23 protein-coding genes are annotated in these 25,055 nt (G+C 71.5%); 6 read left to right on the forward strand and 17 right to left on the reverse strand.

Annotated elements, in window-relative coordinates:
- Window positions 1-362: DUF6531 domain-containing protein (locus BLR99_RS00005; protein WP_139160115.1), on the reverse strand; the 362-nt coding region annotated here is incomplete at its 3' end.
- 243 nt (window positions 363-605) lie between these two features.
- Between BLR99_RS00005 and xrtH the strand changes: the two genes are divergently transcribed.
- From xrtH to BLR99_RS00020, 3 genes are all read left to right on the forward strand, one after another.
- Window positions 606-1,151: an exosortase H gene (xrtH, locus tag BLR99_RS00010; RefSeq protein WP_011797295.1), complete on the forward strand. Its 546-nt coding sequence runs from the start codon at window positions 606-608 to the stop codon at window positions 1,149-1,151.
- 15 nt (window positions 1,152-1,166) lie between these two features.
- Window positions 1,167-1,991: an exosortase H-associated membrane protein gene (locus BLR99_RS00015; RefSeq protein ID WP_074686495.1), complete on the forward strand. Its 825-nt coding sequence runs from the start codon at window positions 1,167-1,169 to the stop codon at window positions 1,989-1,991.
- 87 nt (window positions 1,992-2,078) lie between these two features.
- On the forward strand, window positions 2,079-3,515 hold the full coding sequence (locus BLR99_RS00020; protein WP_011797293.1) for a carbohydrate porin: 1,437 nt from the start codon (window positions 2,079-2,081) through the stop codon (window positions 3,513-3,515).
- 19 nt (window positions 3,516-3,534) lie between these two features.
- Here BLR99_RS00020 and BLR99_RS00025 read toward each other — a convergent pair whose 3' ends face one another.
- Complete coding sequence (locus BLR99_RS00025; RefSeq protein ID WP_011797292.1) at window positions 3,535-6,390, reverse strand: ATP-binding protein; 2,856 nt, start codon at window positions 6,388-6,390, stop codon at window positions 3,535-3,537.
- A gap of 68 nt (window positions 6,391-6,458) precedes the next feature.
- Window positions 6,459-7,589 (reverse strand): ABC transporter substrate-binding protein, encoded by a 1,131-nt coding sequence (locus BLR99_RS00030; RefSeq protein WP_211481570.1) that lies wholly within the window; start codon window positions 7,587-7,589, stop codon window positions 6,459-6,461.
- A gap of 429 nt (window positions 7,590-8,018) precedes the next feature.
- Between BLR99_RS00030 and BLR99_RS00035 the strand changes: the two genes are divergently transcribed.
- Window positions 8,019-11,702, forward strand: a complete 3,684-nt coding sequence (locus BLR99_RS00035) for an IPTL-CTERM sorting domain-containing protein (protein WP_048857677.1) — start codon at window positions 8,019-8,021, stop codon at window positions 11,700-11,702.
- A gap of 226 nt (window positions 11,703-11,928) precedes the next feature.
- Here the strand turns inward: BLR99_RS00035 and BLR99_RS00040 are convergent, their stop codons facing one another.
- From BLR99_RS00040 to BLR99_RS00095, 13 genes are all read right to left on the reverse strand, one after another.
- Window positions 11,929-12,639 carry a response regulator transcription factor gene (locus tag BLR99_RS00040; RefSeq protein WP_011797289.1) on the reverse strand — a complete coding sequence of 237 codons (711 nt, stop codon included), beginning with the start codon at window positions 12,637-12,639 and terminating at the stop codon, window positions 11,929-11,931.
- A gap of 171 nt (window positions 12,640-12,810) precedes the next feature.
- A complete protein-coding gene (locus tag BLR99_RS00045; RefSeq protein ID WP_116212486.1) occupies window positions 12,811-13,848 on the reverse strand; it encodes a serine/threonine protein kinase in 1,038 nt (345 codons plus the stop codon).
- Window positions 13,817-15,262, reverse strand: a complete 1,446-nt coding sequence (locus BLR99_RS00050) for a serine/threonine protein kinase (protein ID WP_011797287.1) — start codon at window positions 15,260-15,262, stop codon at window positions 13,817-13,819. Before BLR99_RS00050 ends, BLR99_RS00045 begins: the two co-directional genes overlap by 32 nt.
- 16 nt (window positions 15,263-15,278) lie before the next feature.
- Window positions 15,279-16,037, reverse strand: a complete 759-nt coding sequence (locus tag BLR99_RS00055; RefSeq protein ID WP_011797286.1) for a metallophosphoesterase family protein — start codon at window positions 16,035-16,037, stop codon at window positions 15,279-15,281.
- Window positions 16,038-16,245: 208 nt separating this feature from the next.
- Window positions 16,246-16,395 (reverse strand): hypothetical protein, encoded by a 150-nt coding sequence (locus BLR99_RS22965; protein WP_017439796.1) that lies wholly within the window; start codon window positions 16,393-16,395, stop codon window positions 16,246-16,248.
- An 86-nt stretch (window positions 16,396-16,481) separates the two neighbouring features.
- Complete coding sequence (locus tag BLR99_RS00060) at window positions 16,482-16,898, reverse strand: organic hydroperoxide resistance protein (protein ID WP_011797285.1); 417 nt, start codon at window positions 16,896-16,898, stop codon at window positions 16,482-16,484.
- Between the two features lie 62 nt (window positions 16,899-16,960).
- Complete coding sequence (locus tag BLR99_RS00065) at window positions 16,961-17,431, reverse strand: MarR family winged helix-turn-helix transcriptional regulator (RefSeq protein WP_011797284.1); 471 nt, start codon at window positions 17,429-17,431, stop codon at window positions 16,961-16,963.
- Between the two features lie 93 nt (window positions 17,432-17,524).
- A complete protein-coding gene (locus tag BLR99_RS00070; protein WP_011797283.1) occupies window positions 17,525-18,340 on the reverse strand; it encodes an aldolase/citrate lyase family protein in 816 nt (271 codons plus the stop codon).
- 42 nt (window positions 18,341-18,382) lie between these two features.
- Window positions 18,383-19,231: a 2-oxo-hept-4-ene-1,7-dioate hydratase gene (hpaH, locus tag BLR99_RS00075; RefSeq protein ID WP_011797282.1), complete on the reverse strand. Its 849-nt coding sequence runs from the start codon at window positions 19,229-19,231 to the stop codon at window positions 18,383-18,385.
- Window positions 19,228-20,097, reverse strand: a complete 870-nt coding sequence (locus tag BLR99_RS00080) for a fumarylacetoacetate hydrolase family protein (protein ID WP_011797281.1) — start codon at window positions 20,095-20,097, stop codon at window positions 19,228-19,230. The genes hpaH and BLR99_RS00080 overlap by 4 nt, the downstream gene beginning before the upstream one ends.
- On the reverse strand, window positions 20,094-20,984 hold the full coding sequence (locus tag BLR99_RS00085) for an amidohydrolase family protein (protein WP_011797280.1): 891 nt from the start codon (window positions 20,982-20,984) through the stop codon (window positions 20,094-20,096). Before BLR99_RS00085 ends, BLR99_RS00080 begins: the two co-directional genes overlap by 4 nt.
- Window positions 20,985-21,089: 105 nt before the next feature.
- Entirely contained in the window at window positions 21,090-21,515 is a 426-nt protein-coding gene (locus tag BLR99_RS00090) for a RidA family protein (RefSeq protein WP_011797279.1), read from the reverse strand.
- Window positions 21,512-22,498, reverse strand: coding sequence for a Bug family tripartite tricarboxylate transporter substrate binding protein (locus tag BLR99_RS00095; RefSeq protein ID WP_011797278.1), 987 nt, complete (start codon window positions 22,496-22,498; stop codon window positions 21,512-21,514). The genes BLR99_RS00090 and BLR99_RS00095 overlap by 4 nt, the downstream gene beginning before the upstream one ends.
- Window positions 22,499-22,751: 253 nt before the next feature.
- Between BLR99_RS00095 and BLR99_RS00100 the strand changes: the two genes are divergently transcribed.
- Both BLR99_RS00100 and BLR99_RS00105 read left to right on the forward strand, forming a co-directional pair.
- Window positions 22,752-23,384: a flavin reductase family protein gene (locus BLR99_RS00100; RefSeq protein WP_011797277.1), complete on the forward strand. Its 633-nt coding sequence runs from the start codon at window positions 22,752-22,754 to the stop codon at window positions 23,382-23,384.
- Window positions 23,385-23,400: 16 nt separating this feature from the next.
- The gene (locus tag BLR99_RS00105) at window positions 23,401-24,210 is read left to right on the forward strand and encodes an IclR family transcriptional regulator (RefSeq protein ID WP_011797276.1); all 810 of its coding nucleotides are present in this window, start codon (window positions 23,401-23,403) and stop codon (window positions 24,208-24,210) included.
- Here BLR99_RS00105 and BLR99_RS00110 read toward each other — a convergent pair.
- On the reverse strand, window positions 24,204-25,052 hold the full coding sequence (locus BLR99_RS00110; protein WP_011797275.1) for a 3-hydroxybutyryl-CoA dehydrogenase: 849 nt from the start codon (window positions 25,050-25,052) through the stop codon (window positions 24,204-24,206). The two genes, BLR99_RS00105 and BLR99_RS00110, sit on opposite strands and share 7 nt — an antisense overlap.
- Window positions 25,053-25,055 lie beyond the last annotated feature (3 nt).

Consider the following 25,055-nt stretch of genomic DNA (forward strand, 5'->3'; position numbering starts at 1 on the left):
CCGGATGCATCGAAGAGCACCGCGCGCTCATCCTGCAGTACCAACCGCAGTTCCAGCGGCAGCTTCCACCCATACCCCAGCAGCCCGCACGCCGCGCCATGCTCCGCGTTCACATAGCTGCTGTACACCCGCTGCCACGCCAGCGGCAATGGCCCGGGCAGCGCGAAGTCCAGTTCATCGCCCCCCGTGAGCACCTTCGCGCCCAGCGCCGGGTTCACCGGGTTGCCCACCGCCATGCCCCCGGGGCACACCGAGCACGCCACGCCTCCCGCCGAGCCGATCAGCACCGTCGCCGAGCCCTGGACGATCGGGCCGCCTTTTTTCGTCAAGTCGCCCTGGCGGGCGGCGGGTTTGCCGCTCATGGTTATACCCCTCGTCAGTTATCTTTATAGAGCGCAACCTCCCGGGTTGCGGCTGAGTTCATTTCGAACGGCCGGGATCATAAATTTCTCTAATTGATCAAAAAGTTGCGCCGGGTAACTTTTGTTCCCGAAGGTTGATGGGTTGCGTCTGTACAAACACGCATGAGGCGCTGATCGGGCGGCTCCCCACCGCTCCCGGATAATGCGCAGCGATCCCCACGTCCTCCGCGGAGCCCCACGGCCATGCTGCGCTTCTTCCTCATCTTCCTCACCCTCCAGCTCACCCTGTTCGGCATCAACATGCTCAACTGGGTGCAGGAGCACCTGGTGCTGCCGTGGACGGCGCTGCTCGCGCGCATCTGCGCGACGATGGTGATGTGGTTCGACAGCTCGGCCGCGGCGGCGGGCAAGGTGCTCTGGAACCACCAGACGGGCTTCGGCGTGTCGATCGAGGCGGGCTGCAACGGGATCGAGGCCTGCATCGTGCTGTTCGCGGCGGTGATGGCCTTCCCCTCGACCTGGCGGCACAAGCTGGTCGGGCTGGCGGCGGGCTTCGTGGCGGTGCAGGCGCTCAACATCGTGCGGGTGATCAGCCTGTTCTACCTGGGCCAGTGGAGCACGTCGGTGTTCAATTTCGCGCACGAGTACCTCTGGCAGGCGTTGATCATGGTGGACGTGCTCATCGTCTGGCTGCTGTGGGTGCGCGCGGGCAGCAGGCCGTCGTCCGCCGGTTCCCCGCCCGGCCCGGGCGCGCCGCCGGCCACGCCCCCGGCCGCGGCCCTGGCCTGAAGCCTCGCGACCGCGATGCGCCGCGCCGCCAGCCTGAAGGCCTTCGTCATCGGCCTCTTCATCGGGGTCGTGCTGCTCACGCTCGCGTGGACGCGGGTGTCGCCCTGGACGTCCTACCCCGTCGGCCTGGTGGCCGGGGCGGCGCTGGAGCGCACCGCGTCCGGCTGGGTGCGCGAGGCGCGCCTCGCCCCGGGGCGGCTGGAGGTGGATACCTCGGTGGCCATCGCCACGCCGCAGACGGGCAACCAGCCGGTGGAGATCACCCTCGAATCCGATCCGGGCCGCTACGCCTACGGGCTGCCGATCTTCCTGGCGCTGCTGCTGGCCGCGCGCGGGCCCGGCCGCACGGTGCGGGCGCTGGCCGGCTACGCGCTGCTGCTGCCGCTGCAGGCCTTCAGCCTCTGCATGCAACTGCTGATGCAACTGCTGCTGACGGCGCAGTTCGACGTGCGCACGCTGCGCGTGGCGCAGTGGCAGATGGAGGCCCTGGTCTATGGCTACCAGCTGGGATCGCTGGTGGTGCCGACGCTGGCGCCGATCGTGATCTGGCTCTGGCTGGACCGGGCGTTCGTGAACGAGGTGGTGATCGGTGCCTGGCGGCGGTCCATGGCCGCCCGCGCCGGGGTTCCCGCGCAGGCCGGGGCTCCCGCGCAGGAGCCGACGGCCGCGCCGGACGCCGATGGGGTGCCCGGCGCGGGCGCGGCGGCGCCGGCTTCTCCCGACCCGGCCGCAGAGGCTCCCGCGGCCGGCGTTCCGGTTCCGCCGGAGCGCTCCGTCGGCGGTATTCCGGTGTCTTCCAGCGCCTCGGCGGGCCTGCCCCCGCGCCGGCCCCTGCGCTGACCTTCCTGCCCGGCAGTGTGGCGGCCGAGTCACACCGGGGGCAGGCCGACACGGCCGCGCCGCCGGGCGCTGCCAGAATGCCGGCCCATGCGTAGCTTCCTGCCCCTGTCCGTTACCGCGCCGACCCGTTTCCGCGTTCCTTTCCTGACCGCCGCCTTGCTGGCGATTCCTGCCACCGGGGCCTGGGCTGCGTCTCCGGACGGCTCCCCCATCGCTGCGCCCGCGACCGCCGCGGCGGACGGCGACGCTCCGCCCGAGCCCCGCGTGGCCCTGCACGCCCAGACCACCTACGTCTGGCAGCGCAAGCCGGCCTTCGACGCGGCCTACACCGGCCCGAACAGCCTGGTGCCCACGCGCGAGCGCTCCTACTCCTTCACCGCCACGGCCGACCTGGCGGTGCGGCCCTGGGAAGGGGGGCAACTGCACTTCAATCCGGAGGCCGCCCGGGGCGTGCCGCTGTCCCACCTCGCGGGCGCGGGCGGGCTCTCCAACGGCGAGCTGGCGCGCTCTTCCGGGTCACAGCTCAAGGCCTACCGGGCGCGGCTCTTCTGGCTGCAGCGCTGGAATGCGGGCGGCGAGACGGAGAAGATCGACGCGGATTTCAACGAAATGGGCGGCACGGCCACCGCGCGGCGCTGGACGCTGGTGCTGGGCAACGTCTCCCTGCTGGACTATTTCGATCCGAACCCTTATGCCAAGGATCCGCGCGAGCAGTTCTTCAACTGGTCGTTCCTGGCGCCGGGGCCGTGGGACTACGCCGCCGATGCGCGCGGCTACACCTGGGCCGGCATCCTCGAATACCGCACGCCGCAGTGGGCCGTGCGCGGCGGCCGGGGGCTGCAGCCGCGCGAATCCAACGGACCGAAGCTCGACCGCGCCTGGCAGCGCCGTTACGGCGACCAGATCGAGGCCGAATCCGACCTGCCCGTGGCCCTGCCGGCGGGCCCGCTGCGCGGTCGCGTGCTGTGGTTCCGCAACCGGGCGGTGATGGGCGCGTTCGACGATGCGGTGGCGCTGGGGCAGGCCGCCGGCACGGTGCCGGACGTGGGCGCGGTGCGCCGGCTGCAGACCAAGACCGGCTGGGCCGTGACCCTGGAGGCGCCGCTGGGCGAGGATGCCGGCGTGTTCGTGCGCGCGGGCCGCAGCGGCGGGCGGCAGGAGACGTTCGCGTTCACCGAGATCGACCGGCAACTGTCGGTGGGCGGCCAGTGGTCCGGCGCGGCCTGGGGCCGGCCTGCGGACCGCATGGGCGCGGCCCTGGCGGTGAATGGATTGTCGGGTGGCCACCGCGATTACCTGGCGGCCGGCGGGCAGGGCGCGTTCCTGGGCGACGGCGCGCTGAACTACGGCCGCGAGCGGGTGTGGGAGGTGTATTACCGCGCCGTGATGCCGCCGGTGCCAACGGCCGCCGGTGCGCTGCATTCGGCGGTGTCGCTGGGCGCGCAGCGCATCCGGAATCCGGGCTACAACCGCGACCGCGGGCCGGTGGATATTGTCTCGGTGCGCCTGCACGCGGAGTTCTGAGCGCTCCGGCGCATGGCGCTCAGGCCGTGGCGCCGGTCTGCGGGGAGCGGGCCTGCAGCGCGTGGCCCTGCAGTTGCGCCAGGCCGTCGCGAAGGGCTTCGCGCACGGCGTCCAGCAGAACGGCGGGCGGCGCATGCCCGTCGCCCGCGGCCAGTGACCGCACCGCTTCCTCTTCCAGCAGGCGCGTGAGGGCGTCCAGGCGCAGCAGCCCGAAGCTGCTGGCCGTTCCGCCCCAGCCGTGCGCTTCCTCCCGCAGCGCCGGCCAGTCGCGGTCCTCCCAGGCCTGGCCGAGCCGGCGCATCCGCGCATCGCCATCCCGGGCGAAGCGTTCGCGCAGCGCGTCGAGGTGGCCGGGCGCGAGCAGTCCCGCCAGTTCCTCCAGCGGCGCGGCATCGAAGGTGGGCAGGGCCAGGACCTCCTGCAGGCCGCGGCCTGCTTGGGTGCCCGGCGCGGCGGTGCGTTCTGGCGGGGACGATGCTGCGCGAAGGCCGGACGGCGTGATCCAGCGGGCCAGCATCGCCCACAGCGGCAGTTCCAGCACCGGCTTGGGCAGGTGGTCGTCCATGCCCGCCGCGCGTGCGCGCTCGACGTCCTGGGGTGCTGCGTTGGCGGTCATCGCGATCACCGGAAGGGTCGCGAACCGCTGCTGGGCGCGCAGGCGGCGGGTGGCGGTGAGGCCGTCCATGACGGGCATCTGCATGTCCATGAGCACGGCGTCGTAGGTGCCGTCGGGCGCCCGCGCCAATTGCTCGAGCGCCTGCGCGCCGTCGTCGGCCGTGTCCACCTGCAGTCCGCCCGCCTCCAGCAGGCCGGTGGCCACGAGCCGGTTGAGTTCGTTGTCGTCCACGAGCAGGACGCGCCGGCCCGCCAGCGCGGCCGGCGCCCCGGACAGCGGCGGCAGGGCCGGTGCCGCGGGGCGGACGGTGCCGTCCGCCCGCCGCACCCGCACGGTGAACCAGAACGTGCTGCCCAGTCCCGGCGTGCTGTCCACTCCCGCGTCTCCGCCCATGTGCCGCGCGAGCCGGCGGGAAATGGCCAGCCCCAGGCCCGTGCCGCCGAAGCGGCGCGTGATGGTCGCGTCGGCCTGGTGGAAGGACTGGAAGAGGTGCTCGCGCTGCTGCGCGGTGAGGCCGATGCCGGTGTCCCGCACGGTGCCCCGCAGCACGACCGTGCCTTCGGAGTCCTGCGCCTCGGCCTCGAGCGCGACGGCCACCTCGCCCGATTCGGTGAACTTGATGGCGTTGTTCACGAAGTTCATGAGGATCTGCGCGATGCGGTGCGCATCGCCCACGAGATGGGGCGGCAGGTCTTCCGACAACCCGACGCGCAGCGCCAGACCCTTGTCCCGGGCGCGGGGTTCGAACAGCTCGCAGAGGTCGGCCAGCAGTTGCCGTGCGTCGAACTCCGCATGTTCGAGCACGAGGTGCCCGCCGTCGATCTTGGAGAAGTCCAGGGTGTCGTCCACGATGCGCAGCAGGCGCCGGCCTGCGCGGTAGAGCTGTTCCACCCGCTCCTGCTGGGCGGGCGGCAGTGGTTCCCGGAGGGCGAGCTGGGCCAGCCCCAGGATGGCGTTGAGCGGGGTACGGATCTCGTGGCTCATCACGGCGAGGAAGGTGGCCTTCTCCTCGGCCACCTGGGCGAGCGCGCGGGCCTGGTTGCGCTGCTCCGTCACGTCCAGCCATACCCCGTTGAACAGCACCGCTCCGTCGGGCAGCGCACGCGCGGTGGCCAGTGTCTTGATCCACCGGGGGCGGTCGCCGCGCAGCGCCTCCACGTCGAAATCCAGCGGCTCGAGCGTGCGCAGGCTGCGGGCGAAGGCCCCCTGCAGCAGCGCTCCCGCGTCTTCGTCGAGGCCGTAGGCGGCATGCAGCGGCCCCTGCATCTGCAGCAGCTCCTGGGCGTTGCGGCCCTGCAGGTCCTCGGCCTTGTCGCTCACGAAGAGGAACCGGTGGCCGCCGCCGTCCGGCGCCATGCGCAACTGGAACACCGCGCCGGGAATGGCGCTGGTGAGATCGACCAGTTGCTCCGACAGGCGCCTCGCCTCGGCGCTGGCCGCGAGCTCCACGGCGAGCCGGTCTTCGCGCTGCATGCTGTCCTTGAACACTTTCAGGGCCTTGGCCATGGTGCCCACCTCGTCGCGCCGGTCGGTGCCTGTGATGGGGTCGCCGTAGTGCCGGTCGGTGAGCCTCTCCATGTGCCGCGTGAGCTGCGTGATGGGGCGCGAGATCTGGGAGACGGCCACCCACGTGGACAGTGCGATCACCAGCGCCAGGCCGCCGGCCACCGCCAGCGCGGTGTTGAGGATCGTGCGGCTCGTGAGGTGTCCCAGCTGCACCGACGCCGTCCGGAAGCGGTCGGTGGATTCGTCGCGCTGCCGGTTCATGGCCTGCTGCAGCGTGCGCAGCGCGGGCTCGAATTCGCCGTGGATGATCTGCAGCGCCCGGTCGCCACGCCAGCGGGCGGCGGCGTCCACGATGCGGGCGGCCAGCGTGAAGGCATGGGCCGCCTGCTCGCGGATCGACCGCAGCGGGGCCGCATCCCCGGGCACGAGCCGCTCGGTGGTATCGATCTGCGTCTCGAACTGCGCCTGCAGCCGCTGCAGCGTGGCGAGGGCCGCGCGCATGGTGTTCTCGTCCTGTTCGGTGAGCACCGCATAGACGAGGCGGCTCGACTCGCCGAGCAGCAGGGCCGCGTCGCTCACGTGCAGGACGCTTTGTGCCTCGCGGTCGATGAGGGCCTGGTAGTCGTCGGTGATGTGCCCCATCGTCCGGGTGGTGTAGAGGGCGGTCGCGATGGACACCGCGCCCATCAGTGCCACGAGGAACACGATCTTGGCGGTGAGCGGCAGATGAGACAGCGGGCGGGTGCGGACCATGCGGCGGCTCCGGGAAAGGTGGCGAAGGGATGGCGGGCGGGACGGGGCGGCGTGGCGGGCCGGGCGGCTCAGCGGTGGGGCGTGATCGCCTGGCGCAGCGCCGCCACCGCGGCCGGCGTGTCGATCCTGCGCTGCAGGTGGCGCGTGACCACTTCGTAGATGGCGATTTTCACGCTGGAGGGGTGGGCGTTGCCCATGCCGATGGATCCGAGCAGGGTCCGGCGCATGTTGGCGCCGCGCAACTCGGCGATGGCCTGGCGGCCGCAGGTGTTGAAAAGGGCTTTGCGGACGTCCACCCGCGCGGGCGCGGCGCCGGTGCGCAGGTTGACGGATGTCTGCAGTTCGCGGTCCATGAGGGCGGAGGCGAAGCGCAGCTGCGCGGCACGCTCGCCGGCCGGGCGGCGGAAGAAGATGAACTGGTCGCTGTTGAACAGCACCATGCCCTGCGTGTCGGGAAAGCGCCAGCACTGGTAATCCACGCCGGCGTACAGGCCGCGCACGCGCAGTTCCCCATCCACCCAGAAGCCCTGCACCTGCAGCAGCGCGCGGCCGCGCGCCACGCGGTCCGTGGCCTCGTCCCAGCGTCGCTGCATGTAGCCGGGCTCCAGATAGCCGGACAGCTGCCGCATCCGGTCGAAGATGGTCGTCGCCACGGCATCGGTGAGCGCTGAAGGGTCGAGGTCCACGAACGCCCGGCGGTAGAAGGCGGCACCGCCCACGCCGGCCGCCACCGACTCGAAGAGCAGGGTGTGCTCCCACGCTTCGTGGCCTATGGCGATGGGCGGCACACCCGCGGCGCGCGCGCGGTCGAGCAGGGCGATCAGGTCCGCCCACGTGTCGGGCGGCCGGGTGATGCCGAGGCGGTCCGCGACGTGCTTGTTCAGCCAGAGCCAGTTCGTGGAATGCGCGTTGAAGGGCGCCGCCACCCACCGGCCCTGCCATTTGGACAGCCGCTGGATCTCGTCGGGCACGACCTCGTCCCACTCCTCGCGTGCGGCGATGTCGTCCAGGTCGTCGAGCAGGCCCCGGCGGGCCCATGCGTGGATGTCGTAGCCGATCATCTGCGCGGCCGTGGGAATCCGCCCCGCGCGCACCCGCGCGGCCAGCACGTCCGTATAGCGCGCCGTGCCGCTGCCGGGGGTGGAGAACTCGCTCCATGCGATGCCGCGCCCGGTGGTGAAGTCGCGGATCGCGTCCATGCTCGCCCGCTCTCCGCCGGACACCCACCAGTGGAGCACCGAGACGCCGTCCGCCCCTGCGTGGGCCGGGACCGCGAACGCCGCGTGCGCCATGAGCGCGATGCCCGCCAGGCAACCGCGCCACGGCGCGCGGCCCCGCGGCGCAGGGGCGGGGCAACGGAGCGGAAGCGTCGTGGAGTCGTCGGCTGGGCAATGCATGGGGGCGCAAGGGAGGGGCGGCAGCACAGCGTACGGAGTACGTGGTGTGGCGGGCAACGCACGGCAGAGCAGGAATTGTCAACAATTGTTGAATTCCGCAATCGTGGTGATCCATTCCATAGATTCTGCCAACTCCTCGCGCCATGCCGCCCCCACTCCACCGCACCTCGCGGTGCTGCAGTGGTGTCGCGGTGTGGCCGGGTCCAGTCCATCACACTCAGGGAGACCGGCATGAATCAATCTTCTCCATGGCGGGCGGGCGCTTCGGCGCCGCCCGGCACCCGCCGCGCCATGTTCGCCACGCCCGCCAGGGCCGCGCGCAGCCTTCACCTCGGCGCCCTCACGGCCGTGCTGGCGCTGGCCGCCGGCGCGGCCCAGGCCCAGAGCACGGACGTGCTCGTCAACCAGGATGCCGTTCCCGCCTCCGCGTCCGGTCCGGCCGGCGGCACCTTCCACTACGTGGTCAAGGTGCGCCACAACACCGGCAGCGCCGCCACCGGCGTGCAACTGACGGACACGCTGCCGCTGGGCGCGGTGTTCCGGTCCGTCACGACCAGCCCGGCCGGTGTGTCCTGCCTGCCGGCCATCGCGCCCGGCACGACGATCACGGCAGCGAACCAGGTCGTGCAGTGCGACCTGGGAACCCTGGCGGTGAACGCCACCAAGACCGTGGACTTCGAGCTGGTGCTGCCCACCGTGTCCACCAACTGGATCAACAGCGCGCGCGTGACGCGCAACGAGACCGATTCCGACCCCAGCAACGATGCGCTGGACCGCCGCATCACCACCACCGAGGCCGCGGACCTGTCGCTCTCGGCGGCGACCGACCCGCTCGCGCCCCCGGGCAGTCCGATCGCGCCCGGACAGCCTTATGCCTACCTCGTGGACGTGGGCAATCAGGGACCGACCGACATTCCCGCGGGCGGCCGCGTCCAGGTCTCGTTCAGCGTGCCCACCGGCACCGCGGTGACGCGCGCGGGCGGCACCAATGGCTGGAGCTGCACGCCCGCGGCGTCGAACGCCTCGCCGGTGGTCTCGCCGGGAGCCCCCGATCCGGCCACGGTGGTGACCTGCTCGCGCGCCGGAGCGCTCGCCGCCGGCGCCGTGGCCCCGCGGCTGCGCGTGGAGGCCGCGCCCAACGTGACCGGCTCCATCACCACGTCGTTCTCCGTGCAGGGCTACAAGGACGGCTCCACGCAAATGCCCGACGGCCAGCCGTCCAACAACACCGGTACCGCCGAGGTCAACGTCGCCGGCACGGGCTCGGATGTGTCCGTCACCAAGGCGGTGAGCGGCGCAACCAGCTACGGGATCGGCGATGAGGTGGCCTACACCCTCACGCCCCGGCTCAACGGCGGCATGGCGCTCGACGGCGTGCCCGTGCGCGTGGTGGATACGCTGGGCGCGGGCCTGTCCTTCGTGTCCGCTTCCGGCTCCGGCTGGACCTGCACGCCCGCGGGCCAGCAGATCACCTGCGATCTGCCCGCCGCCATGGCCTCCAACTACACCAACCTGCCGGCGATCACCGTGCGGGCGCAGGTGCAGCAGACGGGCACGCTGGCCAACAGCGCGACGGTGGCGATGACGGGCCGCACGGACCCGAACACCAACAACAACACCACGCCCGACGTGTTCATCACGGCCACCGACGTGTCCGACCTGCAGATCACCAAGTCCGCGTCCAACTACCAGAACGGGCAGGGCGTGGCCATTCCCATCGGCCAGACCTACCAGTACCGGCTGCGCGTACGCAACCTGGGGCCGCTGGCCGTGCCCGCGACCTCGGGCGCGACGCCGCAGATCCCTTCCATGGTGGTGAACGATTCGGTGCCTGCGGGCGTGACGCTCACGGGGCTGAACGCGGCCTCCGGTGCGGGATGGTCCTGCAGCGCGCTGCCGCTCGTGGGCCCCGGCACTTTCACGTGCGAGCGCGTCGCCGGCCTGGCGGTGAACAGCAATGCGCCGGACATCGTGGTGGACGCCGTGCGCACCACCGCGGGCTCCGCCACCAACAACGCCTGCGTGAACTTCAGCCCCGCCAGCGGCGGCACGCGCCAGGACCCGTGGATCAACGACCCCGCCCACGGCATCAACTGCCAGGGCATCGGCGTGGGCGCCTCCGACCAGACGCCGGGCAGCGAAGTGTCGGCCGACGTGCGCGTGGTCAAGACCTTCGACAAGGCCTCGGTGCCGGCGGGCGACGTGCTCACCTACACGCTCGTGGTGACCAACCAGGGCCCGAACCCCGCCACCAACGTGAGCGTGCGCGATGCGCTGGGCAGCCTGGTGTCGAGCAGCGGCTCGCCGGGTGTCGTGTCGGTGAACACCACGGCGGGCACCTGCACGCCCTCGGGCGCGACCAACGCCACCTCGTCCACGCTGCTGTGCCAGCTCGGCACGCTGGCGAGCGGCGCGAGCGCCACGGTGACCGTGGCCGTGCGGCCCACCGTGGCCACCACGGCGCAGCGCAGCAACACCGCCACCGCGTTCTCCGCCGACGTGGTGGACCCGGTGCTGGGCAACAACACCTCCACCGTGCAGAGCGAGGTCACGGCGCGCGTGGACCTCGTCGCCTCCAAGACGGTGTCGCCCACGCCGCGCGCCATCTCCGGCGAGCCCGTCACCTACACGGTGCGCGCGAAGAACAACGGCCCGTCGTCGGCCGAGAACGTCTGGCTGAAGGACACGCTGCCCGCGGGCACCGTGCTGATCGGCACGCCCACGGCCACCGGGGGCGGCACCTGCGATCCGGTGGGCAGCGACGGCACGCTCAACTGCCGCTGGGGCACCACGGGCGCGAGCATGCTGCTGGCGAACGGCGGGCAGTACGAGGTCACCTACCGCCTGCGGCCCACCACCGCGTGGACGGCCGGCCAGACGCTGAACAACGAGGTGGAGATCGGCACCGCGACCGACGAGCCCAACCTGGCCAACAACCGGGCCCAGGCCCAGGTCGAGCTGACCCAGCCCGAGCTGGACGTGCTGGTGTCGATGGCGCACAGCGCGGACGCCATCGCGCTCGGCGCTGAAACCACCTACACCATCACGGTGAAGAACTCCGGACCTTCGTACGGTACGAACGTGGTGATGACCGACACCTTCCCGGTCACGCACCCGACCAACGGCGCCACCTCGGCCACCTTCGCCTACACCGGCAACCTGACGGTGGACCGGGGCGGCTCCTGCGTGCAGCCCGCCGTGGGCGCGACCTCCGGCAGCGTGGTGTGCACCTTCCCCGGGCTCGCCAAGGACGAGGTCGCCACCATCACGTTCCGCATGAAGGCGCTGAGCCTGCCGACGGGCGCCGAGTCGGGCACCGTGTTCCACAAGGCCGTGGTGGCGGTGCGCGAGACCGAGTTCCTGCGCGGCGGCCAGGACGTGGTGGTGAACAACACCACCTACGACCAGACCTCGACCAAGCGCGACGCGATCGCCACCGACCTGTCCCTCACCAAGACCGGCCCGGACGGCCCGCTCGCGCCCGGCGCCGACGTGGACTACGTGCTCACCGTGCGCAACCTCGGCCCGCTCACGAGCCAGGGCGCGCAGGTGATGGACGCGCTGCCCCAGGGCCTCGCCTTCGTGTCGTCCACCGACTGCACGTTCGCGTCCGGCACGGTGAACTGCACCGTCGGCGAACTGCTGTCCGGCGCGAGCCGCGACTTCCGCTTCAAGGCGAAGCTCGCGTCGCCCTACGACGGCGCACGGCCGCTCGTGAACACCGCCACGCTGGACGCGCCGGGCGACACCAATCCGGGCAACAACAGCTCGTCCAAGACCACCACGGTGCAGTCGCCGCCCGGCGGAGTGGCCACCATCCCGACGCTGTCGCAGTGGGGCCTGATCGCGCTGTCGTGCCTGCTCGGCCTGCTGGCCCTGCGCCACTCCACGCCCGGCCAGCGGCGCGGCCGATGAGGTGAGTGGATCGGGGGGCGCCAGCCCCCCGGTTCAAACATTTCAAAAACGATGGACAGCATGCGTTAAGGCACGGCCTTTCCCGTCAGAAGGCCGCGGAGCAGGCCACGCCAGCAGACGCCGTGGAACCGGCTCCGCCGGGCCACTGGCGTCGTCCCCCTCGGGGGAAGGCGCCGAAGGCGACACAGGGGGGCAACATGTTCCGGGCCACTGGCGTCGTCCCCCTTCAGGGGGAAGGCGCCGAAGGCGACTCAGGGGGTGCCGCTATTTCCAGCCGATAACCCACCCCGTACACCGCCGTGATCACGTAGCCATGGTCCGGCGCCAGCGCCAGCTTGGCGCGCAGGCGGGATATGTGCGTGTCCAGAGAACGCGAGGGTGCGTCGTGGATGCCGCCCCATATCGCCTCGCGCAGGTGCTCGCGCGACAGCAGCCGTCCCGCGTTCTGGAACATGAACAGCGCCAGCTCGTATTCCTTGTTCTTCAGCTCCACCGGCACGTCGTCCACCAGCAGGCTGCGCTTGTCCGGATCGAACCGGTAGCGCCCGAACATCAGCGTGCCGGAAACCACCTGCGGATAGGCGCGGCGCAGCAGGGCGCTGCAGCGCGCGATGAATTCACCCATGCGCAGCGGCTTGGTCATGAAATCGTCGGCCCCGCTGGCCAGCGCCTCCACCAGGTCCTGCTCGGCATTGCGGCGGGTGATGAACAGGATGGGCACGGACATCGATGCCGCGCGCACGGTGCGGATCACCTCCAGGCCCTCCATGTCGGGCAAGTGCCAGTCCACCACCATCAGGTCGAAGGTTTCCGTGCGCAGCGCCTTCAGGAACTCCTTGCCTTCCTGGTAGAGGTAGCAGGAATGCCCGGCACGGGCGGCCGTTGCCTGTATGAGTTCGATAAGGATCAGGTCGTCGTCGAGGACTGCAATGCGCATGGAAACGGGAGCGGAGCGACGGCGCGGCCGCGCAGGCCGGCCGCAGCGCTTCGCGGAAATACGAAGCGTTCAAAACTAACGTCCCGCGTGCGCCAGGCGTGGAATTTGACAATTGTTTGCGTTTCCTGCGCGGCCGTGGTGCGCTGTGGACGCGGCCGTGCTTCCTGCGTTTCACGCCGCCAGCGGCTCCTCCTGCATCGCCTCGATCTGCTCGCGCAGCATGTCCACCTGGCCGCGCCAGTAATCGCTGCTGCCGAACCACGGGAAGTTGATCGGGAAGATCGGATCGCTCCAGCGCCGCGCGAGCCAGGCGCTGTAATGGATGAGGCGCAGCGTGCGCAGCGGCTCGATCAGCGCGAGTTCGCGGCGGTCGAAGTCCCGGAACTGCTCGTAGCCGTCCAGCAGGGCCGAGAGTTGCTGCGTGCGCTGGCGCCGCTCGCCCGACAGCAGCATCCACAGGTCCTGCACGGCCGGGCCCATGCGCGCGTCGTCCAGGTCCACGAAATGCGGCCCGCCGCCGGGCAGGTCGGCGGGCGTCCAGAGCACGTTGCCCGGGTGGCAGTCGCCGTGCAGGCGCAGCACGGCACACGGCGCGGTGGCACCGGTGCCCGCCATCTTTTCCTCGATCAGCGCGATGGCATCGCCGCAGGCGGCGGTCCAGGCCGACTGCTGGTCCAGCGGGATCGCCTCCGCCTGCAGCAGGGCGTCGCGCGGCTCGGCGGCGAAGCTGCGCACATCCAGCGCCGGGCGGTGCGCGAACGGCCGCGCCGCGCCCACGGTGTGGATGCGCGCGAGAAAGCGGCCGATCCATTCCAGGGCCTCGAAGTCGTCCAGGTCGGGCGTGCGGCCGCCGCGCCAGGGGCTCACGGAAAACGCGAAGCCCGCATGCGCGTGCAGCGTGCGGCCCTCCACGGCGAGCGGTGCGACGACCGGCACCTCGGCTTCGGCCAGCTCGGCGGAGAAGGCATGCTCCTCCAGGATCTGCGCCTCGCTCCAGCGGCCCGGGCGGTAGAACTTGGCGACCACGCGCGTGCCGTCCTCCAGGTGTACCTGATAGACGCGGTTCTCGTAGGAACCCAGGGCCATGAGCCGGCCGTCGCCGTGCAGGCCGATGGACGCGAGCGCGTCCAGCACGAGGTCGGGCGTGAGGAGGGCGTAGGGGTGGAGGTCGTCGCGCTCAGGCGCTGGTGGATGGTGCATGGCCGGCATTGTCGCTGGCGGGCTGCTGCGGCTTCACGAGGATGACCGTACAGGGCGCATCCCGCACCACCCGCAGCGGGATGGTGTCGATGAAGCGCTGCAGCGGCACGCCGTGCGTGGCCGCGCCGAGGATCATCACGCCCACCCGGTTGCCCGCGGCATAGCGCACCAGTGCCTGCGCCACGTCGCCGGATTCGAGCACGTGGAAGCTCGCGCCGTGGCCGCGCAGGTCCAATCCGGAGGCCCACTGCCGCAGCCGCACGAGGTGGCGCCGGTGCAGCGTGGTCTCGCTGCGCGCGGGATCGGTCGCGCTGCTGGCGGAAGGCGACACCACGGTCACGCAGGCCAGCCGCGCTCCCGGCCGTATTCCCAGCGACCGGGCGGCCGCTTCGCGCAGCGACTGCAGCGTCGTGTCGGTGGCGTCCTCGCCGGGCAGCGCGACCATCAGGATGGGGGCAGCCTCGATCAGCCGTGTCGGCAGCGGGCTGGGCTGGTAGTGCATGCCCGCGGCCCGCAGCCAGCGGCGCAGGTGGGCGCGCAGGCCCGGTCCGCGCAGGCGGTGCGCGCGCTCGGTGAGCGGCACCTGCTCCGGGTTCGCGAGATCGAACGCGAGCTGCGCGGCCGACGGATAGCGCTGCGCGGCCTCGGGCTCCAGGCAGCGCAGGATCACCTCCTGCAGCCAGGGCGGGATGTCCGGCCGGTGCTGGCGCGGCGGGCGTGGCGTCACCCACAGCCGCTGGCGCAGGCCGCCCCGGGTGGCCGGCGCGCCGAAGGGCAGTTCGCCGGTGGCGAGTTCGTAGAGCATCACGCCGATGGCGAAGACGTCGCTGCGCAAATCGCCGCGCACGCCCACCACCTGCTCGGGCGCGATCCAGGCGGGCGAACCGACGGCCTCGCGCATTTCCTCTGCCAGCAGGTCGGGGTAGTGCGCGTGGAACGAGAGGCCGAAGTCCAGCAGGACCGCGCTGCCGTCCGGCCGCAGCAGCACGTTGGCGGGCTTGAGGTCCAGGTGGCAGACGTTCTGCTGGTGCAGGCTGTGCGCCGCGAGGGCCATGGCCGCGCCGAGCCGCGCGATGTCATCCGCGCCGGGGCGATGGCCCGCGTCCAGGCGGTGCTGCAGCGTGTCGCCCTCCACGTATTCCATGGCGAGGTAGGGCAGGCGGGCCAGGTCGCCCGCGGCCACGAAGCGCGGCGCGTGCGGGCCCTGCAGCGCGGGCAGGATCTGCAGCTCCACCTCGAAGCCCACGATGTTCTCGGCACCGTCGCCCGCCGTCATGCGCGGCACTTTCATCACGAGCGGGAAGCCCGGGTCCTGCGCGGGGTCGGCGCAGGACACGCGGTAGATATGCGCCATGCCGCCCGCGTGCAGGCACTCGTGCACCACGAATCCGTCCACCGCGGTGCCGGGAGCGAGCAGCTTCATGGAGGGGCCGGCCGGGTCAGCGGCCTTCCTCGAGCCGGTCCGCGAAGAAGGCGGGCAGCCCCGCGGCGCGCACGGCCGCCGCCGCGGCCGCGTGGTCGTAGGGCACGCGGTGGAAGGTGATCGTGGCGGCGCCGTCGTCGAACAGCGCGTACATGGCGCGCACGTCGCGGTCGCGCGGCTGGCCCACCGAGCCGGCCACCGCCAGCCACTGGCGGTGCGGCGGCACGGGCACGGCCACGCCGGGCTGCGGCGCGAAGCGCATGAGCTTGGCCGTGGGGGTGAGGAAGTAGAGCGCCTGCTCGTGCACATGGCCGCAGAACACGTAGCGGATCGCCGGGTCGAGCCGGCTCGCGGCGGCCATGCTGCGTTCCGCCGCGCCCGCGTCGTGCACGTAGTGCCAGTGCGCGGGATCGTCCGCGCTGGCATGCACCAGCAGGGCCGATGCGCCCAGCCGGCGCGTGAGCGGCAGGCCCGCGAGGAACTCGCAGTGCCGGGGCGCGAGCTGCGCATGCGTCCACTGCGCGCTCTGCTCGCCCAGCAGGGGCGAGTCCACGGGCGGGTCCAGCGCGGCCGCGTCGTGGTTGCCCATCACGCAGGGAGCGCCCTGCGCGGCCAGCTCCATCACGGCATCGACCACGGCCACCGGATCGCCGCCGTAGCCCACCAGGTCGCCGAGCAGTGCGAACTGTTCCGCGCCCTGGGCGCGCGCATGCGCGAGGCAGGCCTCGAGCGCCTGTCGGTTGGCGTGGATGTCGGACAGCAGGGCGATCTTCATGGCGGGCGCAGGCGCAGAAGGCCGGCGTGGATCGGGGAGCGTGGAATGCTGGAGAGGCGGGAGCGCAGCCCGACATGATGGCTCGGAAACGTCCGTTTCTGCGGACGGATGCTGCAAAAAAGAAGACTTTCGGGCCACGGCACGCGCGGTGCGGGGCTGATATGAACGCAGCAATGGCAGAGACGCTATTTCTGCTTGAAGAAAATAGCTATTCCGGCATCGGCAATTCCTTGACCCGCCGAGGGCCGGAGAAGCCGCCGGCGTACACGCTTTCCATGGCCCTGCGGTTGGCCTGCAAGCCGACGCCGCCCGCGGCGCGGCCCTGGATGCGGAGGCTCTCGTCGGGATAGGCGGTCATCGTGCGCGTGCCGCCGGCGTGGCGTGCTGGAGTGTGATCGCTGTCGCGTGCCCGGCTGGCGGGCGGCCGGCCGGCGATCGCGGGGATCAGGCCAGCGTGATCGTCACGTCGATGTTGCCGCGCGTGGCATTGGAGTAGGGGCAGACCTGGTGGGCTGCATCCACCAGTTCCTGCGCCTTGGCCTTGTCCACGCCGGGCAGGGACACCTTCAGGCGGACGGCGATGCCATAGGCGTTGGGGATCTGGCCCAGGTCCACTTCGGCGTCGATGGCCAGGTCCTGCGGAATGGTGACGCCGACCTTGCCGGCCACGGCCTTCATGGCGCCGATGAAGCAGGCGGAGTAGCCGGCGGCGAAGAGCTGCTCGGGGTTGGTGCCCGTACCGCTGGTGCCGGGGGACGACAGCTTCACGTCCAGGCGGCCGTCATCGCTGCGAGAGGCGCCGTCGCGGCCGCCGGTGGTGTGGGCGCGGGCGGTGTAGAGAACTTTGTCGAGCGTGGTCATGTGGACTCCTTGGGGTTGATGGACGAAAGAACAAAGGAACGGGCGCGCCGCGGTGGCGGCGGTCAGCCCGGGCTGCGGGAGAGCCGTTCGCGCAGCTGCGTGAGCTGCGCGGTCAGCGCCTCCAGTTCGGGAATGGTGCACTGGCTGCGCTCCAGCACGCAGTGCGGGATCGCTTCGGCCCGGCCACGCAGGGCCCGGCCGCCGGCCGTGAGGGTGATGCGCACGCGCCGCTCGTCCTGGGGATCGCGCTCGCGGGCGACGAGCCCGGAAGTTTCCATGCGCTTGAGCAGCGGGGTCAGCGTGCCCGAGTCGAGGCACAGGCGCTCGCCCAGCTCGGACACCGTGATGCCGTCCTGCTCCCAGAGGGCGAGCATGGCGATGTACTGCGGGTAGGTGAGCCCGACGGCATCGAGCAGCGGCTTGTAGAGCTTGGTCATCGCCAGCGACGCCGAATAGAGGGCGAAGCAGACCTGGCTGTCCAGCCGCTGGAGGGCGGGGAGCGGGGCCGTGGCCGGGATGGTGCGGGAAGGCATGGGTTGGATTATTGCGGCCAATTAAATTGCGTGCAATTTAATTGGCGGATGACCATGACAGGCGTGGGGCCGGCAGCCCGCCGCCGGCGGGGTTCAGTAGGGGAGCGAGGCCGGGGGCTGCCGCGGTGCCGCGCCAGCGCCGCCCCGGAACCTCGCGGCCGCGGCGTCGGCGCCCTGGCGCAGCAGCAGCATGTCGATGGCCACGGCCACGAAGAGCGCGCCGAGGTCCAGGCATTCGCGCGCCCGGGCCTCGTCGGCCATGAGGATGCCGGGGGCCTTGCCGCAGGCGCGGATGCGGCGGATGGCGCCGTCGATGGCCGAGCGCACCTCGGGGTGTTGAGGCCGGCCCGCGTGCCCCATGCTGGCCGAGAGGTCGGCGGGGCCGATGAAGATGCCGTCCACGCCGTCCAACGCGGCGATGTCCTCGATGCGTTCCAGTGCCTCGGCCGTCTCCACCTGCACGAGCAGGCACAGCTCGTTCTCGGCCTGCGCGAGGTAGCCGGTGTCGCGCCCGAAGCGGGTGGCCCGCACCGACCCGCCCATGCCGCGGATGCCGCGCGGTGCGTAGCGCATGGCGGCCACCGCGGCGCGCGCCTCGTCGGCGTTCTGCACGAAGGGCAGCAGCAGGCTCTGCGCGCCGATGTCGAGGTAGCGCTTGATGAGCACCGGGTCGTTCCATGCGGGCCGCACCACGGCGGCCGTGCGCCCGTCGCGCTCGGCATCCACGGCCTGCAGTTGCTGCAGCATGTGCGGCACGTCGCTGGGCGAATGCTCGGTGTCCAGCAGCATCCAGTCGAAGCCCGCGCCCGCGAGCAGTTCGCTCGCATAGGGCGAGGCCAGGGTGGACCAGAGTCCGATCTGCGGCTGGCCGGCGGCGAGCGCGCGCTTGAAGCGGTTGGGCTGGGGCATGGAAGGAAGCGGTTTCGCGGAGAGCGGGGTCTGGGGAATCGCTCAGCCGAAGTGGCACGCAACGGTGCCGAACTCGCCGTAGTCCGCCACGATGGTATCGCCACGGGCCACGTCGATGGGCCGGATGAACGACCCCGCGAGCACCACTTCGCCGGCCTGCAGCGCGATGCCGTGGCGGTGCAGCCGGTTGGCGAGCCAGGCCACGCCGTTGGCGGGATGGTTCAGCACGCCGGCCGCGAGCCCGGTCTCTTCCACGTCGCCGTTGCGCGTGACGATGGCGCCGATGCGCCGCAGATCCGCGTCGAGCAGCGCGGGCCTGAAAGGCCGGCCGCCGAGCACCAGTGCGGCGTTGGCCGCGTTGTCGGAGATGGTGTCGATGACGGTGCGCGTGCGGCCGGTCTCCGGGTCCACGCGCTGGATGCGCGCGTCCAGGATCTCCAGCGCCGGGGTGACGTAGGCCGTGGCGTCGAGCACGTCGTAGAGCGTGCAGTGCGGGCCTGCCAAGGGCCGCGCGAGCACGAAGGCGAGCTCGGCCTCGATGCGCAGCTGCAGGAAGCGGTCGGCCGGCAGGCTCGCGCCGTCGCGGTAGAGCATGTCGTCCAGCAGCGTGCCGAAGTCCGGCTCCGCGATGTTCACGGCGCGCTGCATCGCCTTGGACGTGAGCCCGATCTTGTGGCCGATGACGCGCCGGCCCCGGGCCTGCTTGCGCTGCATCCACGCGTCCTGGATCGCGTAGGCATCATCGATGCCCATGTCCGGATACTGTCGCGAGAACTGGGCGCAGGGCACGCGCGTGCGTTCGGCCTCGTCGAGTTGCCGCGCCGCTTCGCCGAGCTGGTCTGCCGACAGGGCGGGTGCGGGAGGAGAGGATGCAGCGGACGCGGCGCTCATGCCTCGGCCTCCACGGCATTGCGCAGCACGCCCACGCCGTCCACTTCCACCTCGACCACGTCGCCGGGTTGCAGGAACCGCGGCGGATCGAAGCGGATGCCCGCGCCGGTGGGCGTGCCGGTCACGACAACGTCGCCGGGCTCCAGCGTGGTGAAGGTGGAGAGGTAGTGGATGAGCTGCGCGAAATCGAACATGAGGTGCTCGGTCGTGTCGTCCTGCCGTGTCTCGCCGTTGACGCGCGTGCGCACGCGCAGCCGTCCGTAGCCCTGCGGGAATTCGTCGGCCGTGGCGATCCAGGGGCCCATCGCGCCGGAGGCATGGAAGTTCTTGCCCTGCGTGACGTTGAATTTGGCGTGGTGCACCCAGTCGCGCACCGTGCCCTCGTTCACGCAGGTGAGCCCGGCGATGTGGCGCAGCGCGTCCTCGCGCGCGATGCGCCGACCGCCGCGGCCTATCACGAGGCCGATCTCGCCCTCGTAGTCGAGTTGCCGCGATTCGTGCGGCTGCAGCAGCGGCCTTCCGTGGCCGACGAACGAATCCGGCACGCGCAGGAAGATGCTCGGGTAGCGCGGCAGATCGCTGCCGTCGCGGTACTCGGCATTGCGGTGCGCGTAGTTCACGCCGATGCAGAAGATCTTGCGCGGCGCTGGGACCGGCGGCAGCAGCGTGACGCTGTCCAGCGCATGGTCGGGAGCGGTCGCGCCCGCGAGCACCTCGCGCGCCTGCGCCAGCGCCGCCTCGCCGCCTTCGAGCAGCGCGAGCACGCTGCCGAACGCGGGCAGGCGCCGGCCCAGATCGACGATGCCGTCCGGCGTGGCGGCGCCCCAGCGTACCTGGCCGCCTGTGAGAAAGGAAAGAAGCTTCATGGCGTGTCGAATCCGAAGAGCCGTGCCGGGTTGGTGACGAGGATGCGCTCGCGCACGGCGGCGTCGGGCGCGAAGCGGTAGAGCAGTTCCAGCAGGCTGCCCTCGTTGGGCGGCTGCCTGACCGAGACGGGATGCGGCCAGTCGCTGCCCCAGATGCAGCGCTCCGGCGCCGCCGCGATCAGCCGCTGCGCGAGCGGCACCACGTCGTTCCAGGGCGGGCCCTCGTGCGAGAGCTTCTCGGACAGCGACAGCATGACCCAGTAATTGCCGCGCGCGAGCAGCTCCCGCATGCAGGCGAGGTTCGGGTCCGCCTCGCCGAGCGCCGGGTCCGCGCGGCCCATGTGGTCCATGACCACCGGCACGTCGCGCAGCGCGTCGAAGGCGCGCATCTGCCCGGCGATCCCGGAAGGCTCGGGCTGCACCTTCACGTACCAGCCCAGTTCGCGCACGCGCGACAGGGCGCGGTCCATCTGGTCGGCCGTGAACTGGATGCCGAGGCCACCGCGCGTGAAACGCGCACCGCGCACGCCCGCATCGTGGAGCGTCTGCAGGTAGGCGTCGTCGCGCTCCAGCAGCACGGCGGCGTTGGCGCAGCCCATGTAGCGGCGCGGACCGTCCGCGTTGAGCGCGGCGAGTGCGTCCAGCACCACCGCATGGTCGGCACCGTAGGTGGTGGCCTGCACGATCACGCCGCGCGCGATGCCCAGCGTGGCGTGCAGCCGCTGCGCGACCTCCCACGTGGCCGTGGGCATCTCGTAGGCCGCGCCGGCGCGCACGGGGTAGCGGTCGCGCGGGCCGAAGACGTGGAACTGGCTGTCGCAGGCCAGTGGCGGCGGCAGCGGCACGGGCGCGCGGGGATGGGGATCGAAGGGAAGGTAGTCGGGCATCGGGTCGTTTTCAATGCGTGGACGATTGAGAGGGCACGGGCGCGGCGCCGCATCGCGGGCGGTCAAGATGCGGCAACGACGCCAGAAGGGACGCGGGAGCCGCTCTCAGGCGATATAGGCCGTGAAGCTGCACTCTATGAGCTTGCCCATGTCGAGATCGGGCGCGTGGATCGCGTGGCGCGCGGGGCGCGAGGCCGGGTCGGGGAACATCTCGAGCCAGGGCGCGTTGAGCGCGGGCCGCTGGCTGCGGTCCTTCATCCAGACCGTGACCTTCACGACATCGGCCGTGCTGCCGCCCGCGGCCTCCACGATGCGGCGCAGGTTGTCCAGCATGAAGCGGCACTGCGCCTCGATCGTGGGAGCCGCCGCGCCCGTGGCCGGGTCGGTGCCCAGCACGCTGCCGCTCTCCACGAGCGGGCCGACGCGGCAGGCCGCGGGGATGGGGTTCCTGTGGCTGAAGCCTTCCACGTAGATGCTCGTGCGCGCGGCGGGCGCCGGGGCCCCCTGCGCTGCCGTCTGCGCGGGCGTCATTCCGCCGTGATGCCGGCCTGCCGGATGATCGGTGTCCATCGCTGGTCTTCCTGGGTGAGGTACTGGGTGAATTGCCGGGGCGTGCTGCCGCGGGCCTCGGAGCCGAGCACGCGGAATTTCTCCTGCACGGCGGGATCGGCGAGCACGGCGCGCAGGGCTTCGGAGAAGCGGTCCACCACCGGCTGGGGCGTGCCGCGCGGCGCGAGCACGCCGGTGAAGGTTTCGGCGCTGAAATCCGCGAAGCCCGATTCGCGCAGCGTGGGCACGTCGGGCAGTTGCGGCAACCGCTCGCGCGAGGTGACGGCCAGGGCGCGCGTGCGGCCCCCCTGGATGAAGGGCTGCGCTACCGAGATCTGGTCGAAGTTGAACTGCACCTGCCCGCCGAGCAGGTCGGTGGTGGCCGGGGCATTGCCCTTGTAGTGCACGGTGAGCCACTTCGCGCCGCTCTCGCGCTGCAGGTATTCGCTCACGAGATGGTTGGTGGTGCCCGCGCCCGGGGAGGCCATGGTGATGTTGCCGCCGCCCGCGCGCGCCGCTGCGAGCAGGTCGGCCAGCGTGCGGTAGGGCGTGGACGGATGCACCTGCAGCACCAGCGGCGTGAAGGACACCGAACTCACCGGCGCGAAATCCTTCTTCCAGTCGTAGGCGTTGCGGCGGAAGATGAGCGGCGAGAACAGGATCGGCCCGTTCGCGCCCATGAAGAACGTATAGCCGTCGGGCGCGGACCTGGCGACGGCCTCGCCCGCGATGAGCCCGCCCGCGCCGGGGCGGTTTTCCACGACGAACGGCTGGCCCAGCCGCGCCTGCAGTTGCTCGCTGATGATGCGCGCCGCGCCGTCCACGTTGCCGCCGGGCGGGTAGGGCAGCACCAGTTTCACGGGTTTGTCGGGCCAGTTGCCGGGCTGTGCCGCCGCGGGGCCCGCCAGCAGCGCGGCGGTGGCGGCGAGGCCTGCCGCGCCGCGCAGGATGAGGCGTCTGTGCATGGGTTTTGTCTCCTGTCTCGTTGCAGGCGGCCGGTGCCCATCGGGGTCTTCGCGGCCGTTGGACCCATCGTAGGAAGCGGTCCCTGCCGCAGCAATGCGCCCGCGTCGCAAGAGTCCGCGATGTGGAACAAATCGGCGATTGGGCGGCCCGGGCGGCGGCTACCCTTTCCACAATGCCGGCAGCCCCCGGTTGCCGCCGCCAGTGCGGCGCCCGGCGGGTTCCTACCCACCCGACTGCACCCGCCGCACTGCCATGACCGATACCCTCGACGCCGCCGATCTCGGCCCCGAAGCCACCTATCGCCTCCTGAGCGGCATCGTCGTGCCGCGCCCCATCGCGTGGATCAGCACGCTGTCCGAAACCGGCGTGGTGAATCTCGCGCCGTTTTCCTGCTTCACCTTCGTCTCCAACAAGCCGCCGCTGCTGGGCGTGAACATCGGGCGCAAGGCCGGGCGGCGCAAGGACACGGGCACGCACATCCTCGCGCGCCGCGAGTTCGTGGTGAACATCGGCCACGGCGGGCAATTGCAGCAGATCCACGAGAGCAGCGCGGAACACCCGCCCGAGGTCAGCGAGGCCGATCTGCTGGGCCTGGCCACGGCACCGGGAGAGGCCGTCGCGGTGCCGCGGATCGCCGACGCCGGCGTCGCGATGGAGTGCCGCCTGTCGCAGGTGATCCCGTTCGGCGATACGGGCGCGGAGTTCTTCGTGGGCGAGGTGCTGCGCTTCCACGTGCGCGAGGGGCTGCTGCGGGACGGCAAGATCGACACGCTCGCGCTCGACCCCGTCTGCCGCATCGGTGGGCCGAACTACGCCACGCTCGGGCGCGTGGTGACGCTGCGCACCATGCCGCAGACCGCCAAGACCGTGACCACGGCGCAGTGAGCGCGGGGCAGCGCGCATGTCCCGCTCTCCTCCCGACACTGACGTCCCGCGCGACGGCGCGCAGAGCGTGCGCCGCGCCATCGCGGTGCTGCGCATCGTCGCGGGGGGGCAGGAAAGCGGCGTGCGGCTGATCGACGTCTCGCTGGCCACGGGGCTCAACCGCCCCACGGCGCACCGCCTGCTGCGCGCGCTGGTGCAGGAGGGCGCGGTGGAGCAGGACGCGGCCACGCGCCGCTACCGCATCGGCCGGGAGGTCTCGCTCATGGGGCTGGCGCGGCCCGCGGGCTTTCCGCTGCGCGCGATCGCCGCGCCGCACCTGCGGCACCTGGGAGAAACGCTGGGAGAAACCGCCTTCCTCACCATCCGCCAGGGCGATGATTCGGTGTGCCTGGATCGGGCCATCGGCAGCTACCCCGTCAAGGTGCTGTCCATCGACGTGGGCGCGCGCCGGCTGCTGGGAGTGGGCGTGAGCGGCGTGGTGCTGCTCGCCGCGCTGGATGCCGCGGAGGCCGCGGAGATCCTCGGGCGCAACGCCGCCCGCCTGCGGGCCCTGCGGCTCGATGCCGCGGACGTGCTGGAGCGCTGCGCGCAGGCGCGCGCACTGGGCCATGCCTATGCGCCCGTGGGCGTGGTGCGCGGCACGCGCGCGGTGGCCGTACCGGTGCGCACGCCCGCCGGCCGCACGGTGGCGGCGATCGCCGTCACGGCGATCACCTCGCGCCTGACCGAGGCGCGCCTGCCGCAGGTGGTGCAGGCCATGCAGGCGCAGGCCGGAGACATCGGCCGCGAGGCACAGGCGCGCGGCCTCGGCGGCACCCCTCAATAGCTGTACACCCCCTGGCCCGTCTTGCGGCCCAGGCGCCCCGCGGCCACCATTTCCTTGAGCAGCGGGCAGGGCCGGTACTTGCTGTCGCCGAACTCTTCCAGATAGACATTCATCACCGCCAGGCACACGTCCAGGCCGATCATGTCGGCCAGCGCCAGCGGGCCGATCGGCTGGTTGCAGCCGAGCTTCATGCCGGCGTCGATGTCTTCCGGCGTGGCCAGGCCCTCGGCCAGCACGAAGAAGGCCTCGTTGATCATCGGCACCAGGATGCGGTTCACGACGAAGCCCGGCGCGTTCTTCACCGTGATGGGGCTCTTGCCCAGGCGCTCGGCCAGCGCCTTCACGGCGTCGTGCGTGGCGTCGCTGGTCTGCAGGCCGCGGATGATCTCCACCAGCGCCATCATCGGCACCGGGTTGAAGAAGTGCATGCCGATGAAGCGGTCGGGCCGCGAGGTGGCGGCGGCCAGTTGCGTGATCGAGATCGACGAGGTGTTGGAGGCCACGATCACATCGGGCGCGGCGATCGCGTCCACCTGCTCGAGGATCTTCACCTTGAGTTCGTGGTTCTCGGTGGCGGCCTCGATGATGAGCTGCGCGGCCTTCAGGTCGTCGTAGTTCGTCGAGGTCCTGATGCGCGCCAGCGCCGCGTCCTTGTCGGCCGCGGTGATCTTTTCCTTCTTGATGAGCCGGTCCAGGCTGCCGGACACGGTGGCGAGGCCCTTTTTCACGGCCGCGTCGGAAATGTCCACCATCACCGCGTCGATGCCGGCGACCGCGCAGGCCTGCGCGATGCCGTTGCCCATGGTGCCCGCGCCGATGATGCCGACGGTGTTGATCGTCATTGG

This window comes from Paracidovorax citrulli (genome assembly GCF_900100305.1).
Taxonomy (GTDB): Bacteria; Pseudomonadota; Gammaproteobacteria; order Burkholderiales; family Burkholderiaceae_C; genus Paracidovorax; species Paracidovorax citrulli.

What these genes read in the sequence shown, in the direction of transcription:
- BLR99_RS00030 (WP_211481570.1), bottom strand. Translation starts at nt 7,589, where the DNA reads ATGGACGCGATCCGCGACTTCACCACCGGGCGCGGCATCGCATGGAGC.
- BLR99_RS00085 (WP_011797280.1), bottom strand. Translation starts at nt 20,984, where the DNA reads ATGCCCGACTACCTTCCCTTCGATCCCCATCCCCGCGCGCCCGTGCCG.
- BLR99_RS00105 (WP_011797276.1), top strand. Translation starts at nt 23,401, where the DNA reads ATGTCCCGCTCTCCTCCCGACACTGACGTCCCGCGCGACGGCGCGCAG.
- BLR99_RS00110 (WP_011797275.1), bottom strand. Translation starts at nt 25,052, where the DNA reads ATGACGATCAACACCGTCGGCATCATCGGCGCGGGCACCATGGGCAAC.
- BLR99_RS00070 (WP_011797283.1), bottom strand. Translation starts at nt 18,340, where the DNA reads ATGCCCCAGCCCAACCGCTTCAAGCGCGCGCTCGCCGCCGGCCAGCCG.
- BLR99_RS00015 (WP_074686495.1), top strand. Translation starts at nt 1,167, where the DNA reads ATGCGCCGCGCCGCCAGCCTGAAGGCCTTCGTCATCGGCCTCTTCATC.
- BLR99_RS00090 (WP_011797279.1), bottom strand. Translation starts at nt 21,515, where the DNA reads ATGACGCCCGCGCAGACGGCAGCGCAGGGGGCCCCGGCGCCCGCCGCG.
- hpaH (WP_011797282.1), bottom strand. Translation starts at nt 19,231, where the DNA reads ATGAGCGCCGCGTCCGCTGCATCCTCTCCTCCCGCACCCGCCCTGTCG.
- BLR99_RS22965 (WP_017439796.1), bottom strand. Translation starts at nt 16,395, where the DNA reads ATGACCGCCTATCCCGACGAGAGCCTCCGCATCCAGGGCCGCGCCGCG.
- BLR99_RS00040 (WP_011797289.1), bottom strand. Translation starts at nt 12,639, where the DNA reads ATGCGCATTGCAGTCCTCGACGACGACCTGATCCTTATCGAACTCATA.
- BLR99_RS00055 (WP_011797286.1), bottom strand. Translation starts at nt 16,037, where the DNA reads ATGAAGATCGCCCTGCTGTCCGACATCCACGCCAACCGACAGGCGCTC.
- BLR99_RS00060 (WP_011797285.1), bottom strand. Translation starts at nt 16,898, where the DNA reads ATGACCACGCTCGACAAAGTTCTCTACACCGCCCGCGCCCACACCACC.
- BLR99_RS00080 (WP_011797281.1), bottom strand. Translation starts at nt 20,097, where the DNA reads ATGAAGCTTCTTTCCTTTCTCACAGGCGGCCAGGTACGCTGGGGCGCC.
- BLR99_RS00020 (WP_011797293.1), top strand. Translation starts at nt 2,079, where the DNA reads ATGCGTAGCTTCCTGCCCCTGTCCGTTACCGCGCCGACCCGTTTCCGC.
- BLR99_RS00100 (WP_011797277.1), top strand. Translation starts at nt 22,752, where the DNA reads ATGACCGATACCCTCGACGCCGCCGATCTCGGCCCCGAAGCCACCTAT.
- BLR99_RS00035 (WP_048857677.1), top strand. Translation starts at nt 8,019, where the DNA reads ATGAATCAATCTTCTCCATGGCGGGCGGGCGCTTCGGCGCCGCCCGGC.
- BLR99_RS00050 (WP_011797287.1), bottom strand. Translation starts at nt 15,262, where the DNA reads ATGAAGCTGCTCGCTCCCGGCACCGCGGTGGACGGATTCGTGGTGCAC.
- BLR99_RS00095 (WP_011797278.1), bottom strand. Translation starts at nt 22,498, where the DNA reads ATGCACAGACGCCTCATCCTGCGCGGCGCGGCAGGCCTCGCCGCCACC.
- BLR99_RS00025 (WP_011797292.1), bottom strand. Translation starts at nt 6,390, where the DNA reads ATGGTCCGCACCCGCCCGCTGTCTCATCTGCCGCTCACCGCCAAGATC.
- xrtH (WP_011797295.1), top strand. Translation starts at nt 606, where the DNA reads ATGCTGCGCTTCTTCCTCATCTTCCTCACCCTCCAGCTCACCCTGTTC.
- BLR99_RS00045 (WP_116212486.1), bottom strand. Translation starts at nt 13,848, where the DNA reads ATGCCGGCCATGCACCATCCACCAGCGCCTGAGCGCGACGACCTCCAC.
- BLR99_RS00065 (WP_011797284.1), bottom strand. Translation starts at nt 17,431, where the DNA reads ATGCCTTCCCGCACCATCCCGGCCACGGCCCCGCTCCCCGCCCTCCAG.